This is a genomic window from Pseudomonas sp. R3-52-08 (assembly GCF_003851745.1).
GTDB lineage: Bacteria > Pseudomonadota > Gammaproteobacteria > Pseudomonadales > Pseudomonadaceae > Aquipseudomonas.
Map to the genome: position 1 here is coordinate 840,247 of NZ_CP027730.1, position 12,927 is coordinate 853,173.

Below are 12,927 nucleotides of genomic sequence, written 5' to 3' on the forward strand. Positions count from 1 at the left end.
GAGTCTCAATGGATGCCTTTATAGGCACAACGTATAGGGACAATAGACGACGGTGGTTGTTCTGGATCTTTCGAAGTAGGACAATTGTCGGCTTCCCGACATCATCAGCGATAGTGAATGGCCTTTCTCGCACTCGGTATTAACCACAAGACTGCCTCGGTAGACGTGCGCGAGCGCGTAGCGTTTACGCCAGAGCAGTTGGTTGAGGCCTTGCAGCAGCTCTGCCGGCTTACCGACAGCCGCGAAGCTGCAATCCTTTCGACCTGCAATCGCAGTGAGCTTTATATAGAGCAGGAACACCTGTCTGCCGATGTTGTGCTGCGCTGGCTGGCCGATTACCACCATTTGAGCCTCGATGACCTGCGCGCCAGTGCCTACGTGCACGAAGACGATGCGGCCGTTCGTCACATGATGCGCGTGGCGGCCGGTCTCGATTCGCTGGTGCTGGGCGAACCGCAGATTCTTGGCCAGATGAAATCAGCCTATGCCGTGGCCCGCGAGGCCGGCACTGTCGGCCCGCTGCTGGGCCGCCTGTTCCAGGCCACCTTCAATTCCGCCAAGCAGGTGCGCACCGACACGGCCATTGGCGAGAACCCGGTATCCGTGGCGTTTGCCGCCGTCAGCCTGGCCAAGCAGATTTTCAGCGACTTGCAGCGCAGCCAGGCGTTGCTGATCGGTGCCGGCGAAACCATTACCCTGGTCGCGCGTCACCTGCACGAACTGGGTGTGAAGCGCATTGTGGTGGCCAACCGCACCCTTGAGCGCGCCAGCATCCTCGCCGAGCAGTTCGGCGCGCATGCCGTGCTGCTGTCGGACATCCCGGCTGAGCTGGTGCGCAGTGACATCGTCATCAGCTCCACCGCCAGCCAGTTGCCGATCCTGGGCAAAGGCGCGGTCGAGAGCGCGTTGAAGCTGCGCAAGCACAAACCAATCTTTATGGTGGATATCGCCGTTCCCCGGGATATCGAGCCAGAAGTTGGCGAGTTGGACGACGTTTACCTCTACAGCGTCGATGATCTGCACGAAGTGGTCGCCGAAAACCTCAAGAGTCGTCAGGGCGCCGCCCAGGCTGCCGAGGAAATGGTCAGCACCGGCGCTGAAGATTTCATGGTGCGCCTGCGTGAACTGGCGGCGGTGGATGTGCTCAAGGCGTATCGTCAGCAGGGCGAACGCCTGCGCGATGAGGAGCTGATCAAGGCCCAGCGTTTGTTGGCCAATGGCAGCAGCGCCGAAGACGTGTTGATGCAGCTGGCCCGTGGCCTGACCAACAAGCTGCTCCACGCCCCCAGCGTACAGCTTAAAAAATTGACTGCCGAAGGCCGCCTCGATGCGCTGGCCATGGCTCAGGAACTCTTTGCCCTCGGTGAGGGCGCGTCAGACAGCTCTTCGGATAAAAAACCGCAATGAAAGCGTCACTGCTCAATAAACTGGATGTGCTCCAGGACCGTTTCGAAGAACTGACCGCCTTGCTCGGCGATGGCGAGATCATTGCCGATCAAACCAAGTTCCGTGCCTATTCCAAGGAATACGCCGAAGTCGAGCCCATCGTGGCCACCTACAAAAACCTGCTCAAAGTGCAGGCCGACCTCGAGGGCGCCCAGGCGCTGCTCAAAGACAGCGACCCGGACATGCGCGAAATGGCCGTGGAAGAAGTGCGCGAGGCCAAGGAAAAACTCGTCGAGCTGGAAGGCGATCTGCAACGCATGTTGCTGCCTAAAGACCCTAACGACGGGCGCAACGTGTTCCTCGAAATCCGCGCCGGCACCGGTGGCGACGAAGCGGCGATTTTCTCCGGCGACCTGTTCCGCATGTACTCGCGTTACGCCGAGCGTCGCGGCTGGCGCGTGGAAATCCTCTCCGAGAACGAAGGTGAGCACGGCGGCTATAAGGAAGTCATCGCGCGGGTCGAGGGCGATAACGTCTACGGCAAGCTGAAGTTCGAATCCGGCGTGCACCGTGTGCAGCGTGTTCCCGCGACCGAGTCCCAGGGCCGTATCCATACCTCGGCGTGCACTGTGGCGGTGTTGCCCGAGCCGGACGAGCAGGAAGCGATCGAGATCAACCCGGCGGACTTGCGCGTCGACACCTACCGCTCGTCGGGCGCGGGCGGCCAGCACGTCAACAAGACCGACTCGGCGATCCGCATCACTCACTTGCCGTCCGGCATTGTGGTGGAATGCCAGGAAGAACGTTCCCAGCACAAGAACCGTGCGCGGGCGATGTCCTGGCTGTCGGCCAAGCTCAATGACCAGCAAACCAGCGCCGCCGCCAACGCGATCGCCAGCGAGCGCAAGCTGCTGGTGGGGTCGGGCGACCGCTCCGAGCGAATCCGCACCTACAACTTTGCCCAGGGCCGGGTCACCGACCACCGAGTCAACCTCACCCTGTATTCCCTGGATGAAATTCTCGCCGGTGGCGTCGATGCCGTGATCGAGCCGCTGCTCGCCGAATACCAAGCCGATCAATTGGCGGCGATAGGTGAATAAATGACTATCATCGCCAGCCTGTTGCGTGCCGCCGACCTGCCCGACTCGCCCACCGCGCGCCTGGATGCCGAATTGCTGCTGGCCGCTGCTTTGGGCAAGTCCCGCAGCTACCTGCACACCTGGCCGGAAAAGATCGTCAGCAGCGAGCACGCCCTGGCCTTTGCCGGCTACCTGCAACGCCGTCGCGGCGGTGAGCCGGTGGCCTATATCCTCGGCCAGCAAGGCTTCTGGAAGCTGGACCTGGAGGTCGCCCCCCACACGCTGATTCCGCGTCCGGATACTGAACTGCTGGTGGAAACCGCCCTGGAATTGTTGCCGTCAATGCCCGCCGAGGTCCTTGACCTGGGCACCGGCAGCGGCGCCATCGCCCTGGCCCTGGCCAGTGAACGGCCGATGTGGCAGGTCACGGCCGTCGACCGCGTGCTTGAAGCGGTGGCTTTGGCCGAGCGCAACCGCCAGCGGCTGCACCTCAATAACGCCGTGGTGCTCACTAGCCATTGGTTCGGCGCGTTGCAAGGCCACACCTATGACCTGATCATCAGCAACCCGCCGTATATCGCCGCCAACGATCCACACCTGGCAGCCGGCGATGTGCGCTTCGAGCCGGCCAGTGCGCTGGTGGCCGGCGATGACGGGCTGGACGACCTGCGCCTGATCATCAAACAGGCCCCGGCTCACTTGAATGCCGGTGGCCGCCTGTTGCTGGAGCATGGTTACGACCAGGCCTCGGCCGTGCGCGAGCTGTTGCTCGGTGAAGGCTTTGAAGAGGTGCACAGCCGCATCGACCTTGGCGGCCATGAGCGCATCACCTTGGGACGCCGCCCGTGCTGAGCGACCAGGAGCTATTGCGCTACAGCCGACAGATTCTGTTGCAGCATGTGGACATCGACGGCCAGTTGCGCTTGAAAAACAGCCGCGCCCTGATCGTCGGCCTGGGCGGGCTGGGTGCGCCGGTTGCGCTGTACCTGGCCGCCGCTGGCGTAGGTGAGTTGCATCTGGCGGATTTCGACACTGTCGACCTGACCAACCTGCAGCGCCAGATCATCCACGACAGCGACAGCGTGGGGCAGACCAAGGTCGATTCGGCCATGGGGCGGCTGAGCGCCCTCAACCCCGAGGTCGCGCTGCTCGCTCACCGCGCCGCGCTGGATGCCGATTCGTTGGCGGCAGCGGTCGGCGCAGTCGACGTGGTACTCGATTGCAGCGACAATTTTTCCACCCGCGAAGCGGTCAACGCGGCCTGTGTCATGGCCGGCAAACCCTTGATCAGTGGCGCGGCGATTCGCCTTGAAGGGCAGTTGTCGGTCTTCGACCCACGGCGCCCCGAAAGCCCGTGCTACCACTGCTTATATGGGCATGGCAGCGACACCGAACTGACCTGCAGCGAAGCCGGTGTAATCGGCCCTTTGGTAGGACTGGTCGGCAGCCTGCAAGCGTTGGAAGCGTTGAAGCTGCTGGCCGGGTTTGGCGAGCCGCTGGTAGGGCGTTTGTTGCTGATCGATGCGTTGACCACGCGCTTTCGTGAGTTGCGCGTCAAACGCGACCCTGGTTGCAGCGTGTGCGGGACGCAACATGGTTAACGACGCGCCCATCGGTGTGTTCGATTCCGGGGTCGGCGGCTTGTCGGTACTGGACGAAATCCAGCAGTTGTTACCCCACGAGTCACTGCTGTACGTGGCCGATTGCGGGCACATCCCCTACGGCGAGAAAACCCCGGCCTTCATCCGCGAGCGCGCGCGGCGGGTGGCCGAGTTCTTTCGCGGGCAGGGCGCCAAGGCGTTTGTGATTGCCTGTAACACCGCCACGGTCGCCGCCGTTGCCGATTTGCGCCAGGACTACCCCGATTGGCCCTTGGTCGGCATGGAGCCTGCGGTAAAACCGGCGGCTGCTGCGACACGCAGCGGCGTGGTCGGCGTGCTGGCCACCACCGGTACCCTGCAAAGCGCCAAGTTCGCCGCCTTGCTCGACCGCTTCGCCACCGACGTGCGGGTGATTACCCAACCCTGTCCGGGCCTGGTAGAGCTGATTGAGACCGGCGACCTGAACAGCCCGGCGCTGCGCCAGTTATTGCAGGGTTACATCGAACCGCTGCTCAGCGCTGGCTGCGACACCATCATCCTCGGTTGTACCCACTACCCCTTCCTCAAACCACTGCTGGCGCAGATGCTGCCCCCGAGCATCATCCTGATCGACACCGGCGCCGCCGTCGCGCGCCAGCTCAAGCGCTTACTGGGCGAACGCGGCTTGCTGGCCAGCGGCGCATCGGCCTCTTCACCGCTGCCTGCGCAGTTCTGGACCAGCGGCGATGTGTATCACCTAAGAAATATCCTACCGACACTTTGGAAACATCCTGGAGTTGTGCGAAGCTTCGCCTCGTGAAAATTTCGTGAAATCTCGCTGAACTTCTGGCTCTACGTCAGCTTCTATAGCGAGATGGCCTGTAAATAACCAACAACTTCGTTCGCAAAGGTAGTTTCTATGAAGCGCTTGTTCTGTATGGCTGCTATTGCGGCTGTGATGGTGGGACACTCTATTACCACCCAGGCCGCCGGCCTGGAGTTCGGGCTGGGCAGCACCAGCGATTCAACGCTGACCTACCGTCTGGGCCTGACCTCGGATTGGGACAAAAGCTGGATGCAGAGCAATGTCGGTCGCCTGACAGGCTACTGGAGCGGCGCTTATACGTATTGGGAAGGTGATGACCGTGCAGGCGCCAGCAGCCTGTCGTTCTCGCCGGTGTTTGTGTATGAGTTTGCCGGCGAGTCGGTCAAACCCTACATCGAGGCCGGGATCGGCGTGGCGTTGTTCTCCCGCACCCAACTGGAAAACAACAACATCGGCCAGTCCTTCCAGTTCGAAGACCGCCTGGGTTTCGGCCTGCGGTTTGCCGGCGGGCATGAAGTGGGCATTCGCGCCACGCACTATTCCAACGCCGGGATCAGCAGCAACAACGATGGGGTAGAGAGCTACGCGCTGCACTACACCATGCCGTTGTAACGTTCAAGAACACCGAAAAACCAATGTGGGAGGGGCGGTGCGACGATTCGACTTGCCCCCGATGGCAGAGTGTCAGTCAACAGATTTGCTGGCTGACCCACTGCTATCGGGAGCAAGCCCCCTCCCACATTTGGATTTGTACTTATCGCCGTATCAGCGATAAACCGTAGCAATACCTGCACGCTCTTCCAGACACTCCGGCGCCCCCATCTCGAATTCCCGGCAAATCAACGGCCGAAGCTCATAGATCGTGCACATCATCGTGTTCCGGTCCAGCGCCGCACACCAGCCGTCATCCAGGCGCAGCATCACCTCGCCGCCCCAGTCGTCGGTATCGATATAGCGTTGCGGCACGCCGGTGTCGGTGATCAGCATGACTTCCAACTGGCAACAGCAGGCCGCACACGTCGAGCAGGTGACGGCGGGTTCGGTAATTTGAATGTGAGGGATGTTGGTCATAGGCGCGCAGTGTAAGCCAAGCACGCCATGGGTGTAGGAATGCGCGACGGACGTCAGTGAGCCAGCCGCTGCATGCCGACGAACACGGCGGCCCAAAGTACCGCCAGCCCGGCCATTGTCGGCCCCAGTCCATAGCCAAACTGCACGCCAGCCAATTGGCTGCCGGCGTAATACGACAACGGCCCACCCACCGCGCCCAACAGGGCGGCACGCCACCAGGGCCGGGCGCTCCAAGCCAGGCAATGGCGCAGGGTGGTCGCCAGCAATGCCCACAGCAACATCAACCAGAACGGAATCAACGGCCCCGGTTCGCTGAAGTGGAAAACCCCAAGTGTGCGCAACAGCGTGTCGAGCAGCGTGCCGGCGAGCGTCACGCCGATGATCAGCACCCCGTCATCCGCCAGCGGACTTATCCACAGCAGGTTGATCACCAATACCGCCAGCCCCACCAGCAGCCACAGGCTGTCGCCGCCGAGCACACAGGCAAACCAGCCGCACTGGAACAACGCGGCATTCGCCAGGGATTTAAGCACTGAAGCGCCCGAGCAACGGCGGGTTGATTGCCGCAGGCTTGGCCAGCAGTAACTGCGCGGTGCCAATCGTGCGCTCCATGAAGCCGCCCTCGCAGTAGCACAGGTAGAACTCCCACAAGCGCAGGAAGTACTCGTCGTAGCCAAGCTCGGCGAGGCGGCCATGGGCGCGGCGAAAGTTCTCATGCCACAGGCGCAGGGTTCGTGCGTAGTGCAGGCCGAAATCCTCCATGTGCAGCAGGTTCATGTCGGTGTCGCGGCAGACGATCTGCAGCATGTTCTGCACACTGGGCAGGGCGCCGCCGGGAAAGATGTAGCGTTGGATGAAGTCGACGCTGTGCTTGGCCTGCTCAAAGCGTTGTTCGCGAATGGTGATGGCTTGCAGCAGCATCAGGCCGTCGGGTTTGAGCAAATGCGCACACTGCTTGAAATACGTAGGCAGGAAGCGATGGCCTACCGCTTCGATCATTTCGATGGACACCAGCTTGTCGTACACACCCGTGAGGTCGCGGTAGTCCTGCAGCAGCACCGTCACCTGACTGTGCAGGCCCGCCGCCGCGATGCGCTGCGCGGTGTAGGCAAACTGCTCTTTGGACAAGGTGGTCGTGGTGACCTTGCAACCATAATGCTGCGCCGCGTACAGCGCCATGCTGCCCCAGCCGGTGCCGATTTCCAGCAGGTGATCGCTGGGCTTGAGCGACAGTTTCTGGCAGATGCGTTCCAGCTTGTTCAGTTGCGCCTGTTCCAGGGTGTCGTCGGCGCTGAGAAATTGCGCTGCCGAATACATCATGGTCGGGTCGAGAAACGCCTCGAACAGGTCGTTGCCCAGGTCGTAATGGGCCGCGATGTTTTTCTGCGAGCCCTTGCGCGTGTTGCGGTTGAGCCAGTGCAGGCCCTGGGTGAACGGCCGCGCCAGGCGGGCCAGGCCACCTTCCATCGCATCAAGCACATCGAGGTTGCTGACCATCACCCGCACCACGGCGGTCAGGTCCGGGCTGCTCCAATAACCGTGGATAAATGCCTCGCCGGCGCCGATAGAGCCGTTGGCGGCCACCAGGCCCCACGCCGCCGAATCCAGGATCTGGATTTCCCCCAGCAGGTGCGCTTCCCGTGCGCCGAACACTTGTCGCTCGCCGTCCTCGACGATCACCAATTGGCCGTGGCGCAATTGGCTGAGTTGGCGCAACACGCCTTTGCGCAATAGCGCAGCGCTGATGCCGTTGACGTTCAGGCGATTGGTCTTGACCGATAAGCTAGGGGATTTCATGGCGGCGGTCCTTGGTATACCCGACTGCGGTGCTGGAGACGCCATCGGCGGCTCGGTGGGGGAAAATCGGTGTGCGTTTGAGCAGCAGGCGCAGGGCCTGCCAGTAAATCGCGAGGCAAGTTTTGGCGGTCATCCAGGGAAAGCGCCATAGATAGCGATGCAGGCTGGCGCGGGTCAGGGCCTCTTTTTGCAGGCTCAAGGTGGCGTCGAAGACTTTATGCGCGCCTTGCCAATCGGCCATGTGCACGCCGAGCCGGGCGGCCGGCGGGCTGAAGCTCATGCGATATTCCAGGTCGCGTGGCAGGAAGGGCGATACATGGAACGCCTTGGCCACGGCGAAGTGCTGATGCTCATCGGCGCCCATTGCCTGGGTCGGCAACACGTAGTGATAGCGCTCGCGCCACGGTGTATTGGTGACTTCGCACAGGATCGCCGCCAGCTGCCCGTCGGCCTCGAAGCAATAGAAGAAACTCACCGGATTGAACGCCAGGCCCCAACTGCGGGCCTGGGTCAGCAGGCAGATAGCGCCCTGCGGGGTGCGTCCCAGGGTCTTGCCGACTTCCTGGCGCACCGCGTCGCTCAAGCTCATACCGTGGCGCGTGAATTGGCGCAGGTAATCCTGCTGGCGAAAGCCGAACGGCGCCAGGCGGTTCGCGCCGGCCAGGGGGGAGAGCGCAAGCACCGCGTTCTCTTCGCTGAGGTCCAGGTACAGCAGGCCGATGCGGTAGCGAAAGGCATGGGCCTTGGGCGTAAACCGACGATGGGCGATCCAGCCGCTGTACAGGGCGCTGTTCACAGGGTTTCCCCAAAGGCCTGGGTCACGCGCAGGGCGCTGACCACGCCATCTTCGTGGAAACCGTTGGCCCAGTAGGCGCCGCAGTAGAACGTGTTGCGCGCGCCATGCAATTCTTCCCAGCGCGCCTGCGCGGCCACCGCTGCCAGACTGTATTGCGGATGGGCATAGGTGTAGCGCGCCAGGATCTTCAGCGGATCGATCATCGGCGTTTGGTTGAGGCTCACGCAAAAGGTGGTGGCGCTGTCGATGCCTTGCAGGATGTTCATGTCGTAGGTGACAGCGGCCTGATGCTGCTGACTGCCGCTCAGCCGGTAGTTCCAACTGGCCCAGGCCAGCTTGCGGTCGGGCAGCAGTCGCGTGTCGGTGTGCAGCACCACGTCGTTGTCGGCGTAGGGCAGGGCGCCAAGAATTTGCTGTTCGGCCAGGCTGGGGTCGGCGAGCAATGCCAGGGCCTGGTCGCTGTGGCAGGCGAAGACCACGCGATCGAACGTCTCGCTGCCGGCCGCGCTGTGGATAACCACACCGTCGTCGGTGCGTTGCACGTTATGCACAGGGCAGTTGAGGCGCACGTGATCGCGGAAACTGCGGGCCAGCGGTTCGATATAACAGCTGGAGCCGCCTTCGATCACGCACCACTGCGGGCGATTGCTCACCGACAGCAAACCGTGGTTCTTGAAGAAACGCACGAAGAACTGCAAGGGGAACTTGAGCATGTCGGCCAGAGACATCGACCAGATCGCCGCGCCCATCGGCACGATGTAGTGGCGGATAAAGCGCGGGCCATAACCGCCGGCGTCGAGATAATCACCCAGGGTCATGTCGGCGCTGATGCGCTGCGCTTGCAGGTCCTGCGGCGCCTGACGATTGAAGCGCAGAATATCGCGCAGCATGCCCCAGAACCCTGGCGACAGCATGTTGCTACGCTGGGCAAACAGGCTGTTGAGGTTATTGCCGTTGTATTCGAACCCCGCGCTCGGGTCGCACACCGAGAAACTCATCTCGGTAGGTTTGAACCTGACGCCGATCTGCCCCAGCAGGCGGATGAAATTGGGATAGGTCCAGTCGTTGAACACAATAAAGCCGGTGTCCACCGCATAGCGTTGGCCTTCGACCGTCACGTTGGCCGTATGGGTATGCCCGCCGAGGCAGTCACCCGCCTCGAACAGTGTGATGTCGTGGCGCCGACTGAGCAGGTAGGCGCTGGTGAGCCCGGCGATACCGCTGCCGATAATGGCGATCTTCACAGGTCGTCCTTGTGCGGCGGCGGGCTGCGCAACATGCGTTTGCCGATGATCAATTGGGCCCGGTTAGGCAGCTTCGACAGTGGCCACAAGGTGGCGATGAACATAGCCGGAAAGGCGATCTCCAGCGGGCGCTTTTCCAGTTTGGCGAAGATATGTCTCGCCGCCTTGTTGGCCGACCAGCTTAACGGCATGGGGAAATCATTGCGTTCGGTCAGGGGCGTGTCGACAAACCCCGGGCTGATCACCGTGACGTCGATGTTCTCGGGCGACAGGCTGATGCGCAGGGATTCGAACAAGTAGCGCAGCCCCGCTTTCGAGGCGCCATAGGCTTCGGCACGTGGCATGGGCAGGTAGGTCACGGCGCTGGCCACGCCCACCAGGTGTGGCGTACGCCCGGCACGCAACAGCGGCAGCGCGGCTTCGATGCAATAACTGCTGGCCAGCAGGTTGGTGCGCACCACGTGTTCGATGATCGATGCATCGAACTGCCGGGCGTCGACGTACTCACAGGTGCCGGCGTTGAGGATCACCGTATCCAGCGAGCCCCAGGCTTCGCCGATTCGTTCACCGATCTCGCGTACGGTCTGGCTGTTGGTCAGGTCGCCGGCCACCACCAGCACTTGCCCCGGATAACGCTGGGCGAGTGCTGCCAATGGGCCTTTGGTGCGCGAGCTGAGCGCCACATGGGCGCCGCTGTTGAGCAACTCCACGGCCAGCGCGGCGCCGATGCCACTGCTGGCGCCGGTCAACCAATAACGACGGGGCGGTGTCAGGCTCATCCCATTCTCCTCTCTGGACGCGTGGGCAGGCTGCGAAAGGCGGCAAGGGCGCGCTCGCGGGAGTGTTTCAGGTCAACGATAGCGCGCGGGTAATCGGCCACTCCAAACAAACCGCCGGCGGCTTGCGGGCTGTGCACGTCCTTCTTATTCAGCGCGGCCAGCTCCGGCAGCCAGTGCTTGATGAACATGCCTTCGCTGTCGAATTTTTCCGACTGGCTCAACGGGCTGAAAATCCGGAAATATGGCGCCGAATCGGTACCCGTCGATGAACTCCACTGCCAGCCACCGTTGTTGGCCGCCAAGTCGCCGTCGATCAAGTGCCGCATGAAGAAGCGCTCACCTTCGCGCCAGTCGATCAGCAGGTTCTTGGTCAGGAACATCGCCACCACCATGCGCAGGCGGTTGTGCATCCAGCCGGTTTCCAGCAGTTGGCGCATGGCCGCGTCGATAATCGGCAAACCGGTGCGCGCTTGCTGCCAGGCGGCCAGGTCCTCGGGCGCGTTGCGCCAGGCCACGGCTTCGGTTTCGGGGCGGAACGCACGATGGCGCGAAACCCGTGGGTAACCCACCAGGATGTGTTTGTAGAACTCACGCCACAGCAGTTCGTTGATCCAGGTGATCGTGCCGATGTCGCCGCTTTCGAACTCGCCCTGGTTGAACTGCAACGCCGCGTGCAGGCACTGGCGTGGCGACACGACTCCGGCGGCCAGGTAGGCGGACAGCTGGCTGGTGCCGGGCTTGGCGGGGAAGTCGCGCTCGTCTTTGTAATAGCTGATTTGCTCGTCCGCAAAGGCGTCGAGGCGACGGCGCGCTTCGTCTTCACCGGCGGGCCACAGGGCACGCAAGGTTTCACTGGGTGACGCGAAACCTTCAACGCGGGTGGGGATGACGTCGCTTTTTACGTCGAGCCGGGCCTGGGCCTTGGGGCTCACCACCAGGCGCGGCAAGGCGCTGTGCAGGCGGGTGTAGCAGACTTTTCGGAACTGGCTGAACACCTGGAAGTAAGTGCCGGACTTAGTCAACACGCTACCCGGCTGGAAAAACAATTGGTCCAGGTAGCGCTGGAAGGTCACGCCCTGGGCTTCCAACGCCTGGGCCACGGCGGCGTCGCGGCGGCTCTCGTGGATACCGTATTCCTCGTTGACGTGCACCGATTGCACCTTGAGCTCCCGGCACAGCTGGCTCAATACGCCGGGCGCCTGGTCCCAGGTGTCGGCGTGGCGGATCAACAGCGGGATGTTCAGGGCTGCCAGCGCCTGGCTCAGCGCTTGCAGGTTGCGTAGCCAGAAGTCGACCTTGCAGGGCGCGTCATCGTGGGCCAGCCATTGTTGCGGCGTGATCAGGTAAACCGCCGCGACCGGGCCTCGCTGGCTTGCGGCAGCCAGGGCGGTGTTGTCGTGAAGGCGCAGGTCGGTGCGCAGCCAGATCAAGTGCATTTAGACAATTCCACGCTGGAGCAATATCTGATGGGCCGACAACGGGTCTTCGGCGACGAACACGTCGGGGAGGTCATGGGTGAGTGCGGCCAACTCGGCGTGGTGGATGCGCACCGTGGGGCCGGCAATCAGTATCGGGCAACCAACGCCGGCCAGCAGTTTGGTGAGTGCCGGGACCTGCAGCGCTTTGCTTGAATACAGCAGCACCGCGCGCGGTTGCAGGTGTTCTACCGCCAGGGCCAGTTCGCCGGCGGGCAGCGGCCAGTCGAACACCTCCACCGGGCAGTCGGCGCTGCTGGCCAGCCAGGCGCTGAGCCACAAGTGCGGTTCCAGGAGTAAGTCGGAGTGGTTGACCAGCAGCAACGGGGCGCCGTGGAGTTGACGATTGTTGTGGTAAATCCGCGCGCCAAACTTGCTGCGCAGCCACGACAGGAAAAACACCCGCTCCATCTGCGCGCCGAATTGACCCTGCCATTTCTGTTCAAGCTCGCGAAGCAGCGGCAACATCAATTGCTCGCACAGTGTGCGTGGCGGGTAGAGCGCCATGGCTTGGTTGAAGGCATCGTCGACCCGGCGTTCAGCCAATTCGCCAATGGCAGTGATCAAAGTTTGACGCAAGGCGTACCATTCATTTTCCATCGGCTCGGGGTTGGCCTGGGCGGAGTCGATCAAGCCTTTTACCTGGCTGACCGGCACGCCCCGATTGAGCCAGGTGAGGATGGCGTGGATACGCTGCACATGTTCGGCGCTGAACAACCGATGCCCTTTGGGCGTGCGCTGGGGCACGATCAGGCCGTAGCGGCGTTCCCAGGCGCGCAGGGTCACGGCGTTGACGCCGGTCTGGCGCGCCACCTCGCGGATCGGTAGCCAGCCATTTTTCAGGGCTTGGGCGATGTCTTCGCCGGTTTCGTCTTGCAGGGCAACGTTCATGGC

14 protein-coding genes are annotated in these 12,927 nt (G+C 62.5%); 6 read left to right on the plus strand and 8 right to left on the minus strand.

Features of this window, described 5'->3' with window-relative positions:
• Positions 1-117 precede the first annotated feature (117 nt).
• From hemA to C4J91_RS03675, 6 genes are all read left to right on the plus strand, one after another.
• Positions 118-1,407, plus strand: a complete 1,290-nt coding sequence (gene hemA / locus C4J91_RS03650) for a glutamyl-tRNA reductase (RefSeq protein WP_124361198.1) — start codon at positions 118-120, stop codon at positions 1,405-1,407.
• The gene (prfA, locus tag C4J91_RS03655; RefSeq protein WP_124361199.1) at positions 1,404-2,486 is read left to right on the plus strand and encodes a peptide chain release factor 1; all 1,083 of its coding nucleotides are present in this window, start codon (positions 1,404-1,406) and stop codon (positions 2,484-2,486) included. Before hemA ends, prfA begins: the two co-directional genes overlap by 4 nt.
• Positions 2,487-3,317 carry a peptide chain release factor N(5)-glutamine methyltransferase gene (gene prmC, locus C4J91_RS03660; RefSeq protein ID WP_124361200.1) on the plus strand — a complete coding sequence of 277 codons (831 nt, stop codon included), beginning with the start codon at positions 2,487-2,489 and terminating at the stop codon, positions 3,315-3,317.
• A complete protein-coding gene (locus C4J91_RS03665) occupies positions 3,311-4,066 on the plus strand; it encodes a molybdopterin-synthase adenylyltransferase MoeB (protein WP_124361201.1) in 756 nt (251 codons plus the stop codon). Before prmC ends, C4J91_RS03665 begins: the two co-directional genes overlap by 7 nt.
• Positions 4,059-4,865: a glutamate racemase gene (gene murI, locus C4J91_RS03670; RefSeq protein WP_124361202.1), complete on the plus strand. Its 807-nt coding sequence runs from the start codon at positions 4,059-4,061 to the stop codon at positions 4,863-4,865. The genes C4J91_RS03665 and murI overlap by 8 nt, the downstream gene beginning before the upstream one ends.
• A 99-nt stretch (positions 4,866-4,964) precedes the next feature.
• Positions 4,965-5,483 carry an acyloxyacyl hydrolase gene (locus tag C4J91_RS03675; RefSeq protein ID WP_124361203.1) on the plus strand — a complete coding sequence of 173 codons (519 nt, stop codon included), beginning with the start codon at positions 4,965-4,967 and terminating at the stop codon, positions 5,481-5,483.
• 153 nt (positions 5,484-5,636) lie between these two features.
• Here C4J91_RS03675 and C4J91_RS03680 read toward each other — a convergent pair whose 3' ends face one another.
• Genes C4J91_RS03680 through C4J91_RS03715 form a run of 8 tightly spaced genes read right to left on the minus strand, consistent with a single transcriptional unit; the run spans position 5,637 to position 12,924 of the window.
• Positions 5,637-5,942, minus strand: coding sequence for a YkgJ family cysteine cluster protein (locus C4J91_RS03680; RefSeq protein ID WP_124361204.1), 306 nt, complete (start codon positions 5,940-5,942; stop codon positions 5,637-5,639).
• A 53-nt stretch (positions 5,943-5,995) separates the two neighbouring features.
• Positions 5,996-6,475: a DUF2878 domain-containing protein gene (locus C4J91_RS03685; protein WP_124361205.1), complete on the minus strand. Its 480-nt coding sequence runs from the start codon at positions 6,473-6,475 to the stop codon at positions 5,996-5,998.
• Positions 6,468-7,739 carry a cyclopropane-fatty-acyl-phospholipid synthase family protein gene (locus C4J91_RS03690; RefSeq protein ID WP_124361206.1) on the minus strand — a complete coding sequence of 424 codons (1,272 nt, stop codon included), beginning with the start codon at positions 7,737-7,739 and terminating at the stop codon, positions 6,468-6,470. Before C4J91_RS03690 ends, C4J91_RS03685 begins: the two co-directional genes overlap by 8 nt.
• A complete protein-coding gene (locus C4J91_RS03695; RefSeq protein WP_124361207.1) occupies positions 7,726-8,535 on the minus strand; it encodes a DUF1365 domain-containing protein in 810 nt (269 codons plus the stop codon). The genes C4J91_RS03690 and C4J91_RS03695 overlap by 14 nt, the downstream gene beginning before the upstream one ends.
• On the minus strand, positions 8,532-9,779 hold the full coding sequence (locus tag C4J91_RS03700; protein WP_124361208.1) for an NAD(P)/FAD-dependent oxidoreductase: 1,248 nt from the start codon (positions 9,777-9,779) through the stop codon (positions 8,532-8,534). Before C4J91_RS03700 ends, C4J91_RS03695 begins: the two co-directional genes overlap by 4 nt.
• Positions 9,776-10,558, minus strand: coding sequence for an SDR family oxidoreductase (locus C4J91_RS03705; protein ID WP_124361209.1), 783 nt, complete (start codon positions 10,556-10,558; stop codon positions 9,776-9,778). Before C4J91_RS03705 ends, C4J91_RS03700 begins: the two co-directional genes overlap by 4 nt.
• Positions 10,555-11,994, minus strand: coding sequence for a deoxyribodipyrimidine photo-lyase (gene phrB, locus C4J91_RS03710; RefSeq protein ID WP_124361210.1), 1,440 nt, complete (start codon positions 11,992-11,994; stop codon positions 10,555-10,557). Before phrB ends, C4J91_RS03705 begins: the two co-directional genes overlap by 4 nt.
• Positions 11,995-12,924 carry a MerR family transcriptional regulator gene (locus C4J91_RS03715; protein ID WP_124361211.1) on the minus strand — a complete coding sequence of 310 codons (930 nt, stop codon included), beginning with the start codon at positions 12,922-12,924 and terminating at the stop codon, positions 11,995-11,997.
• Positions 12,925-12,927 lie beyond the last annotated feature (3 nt).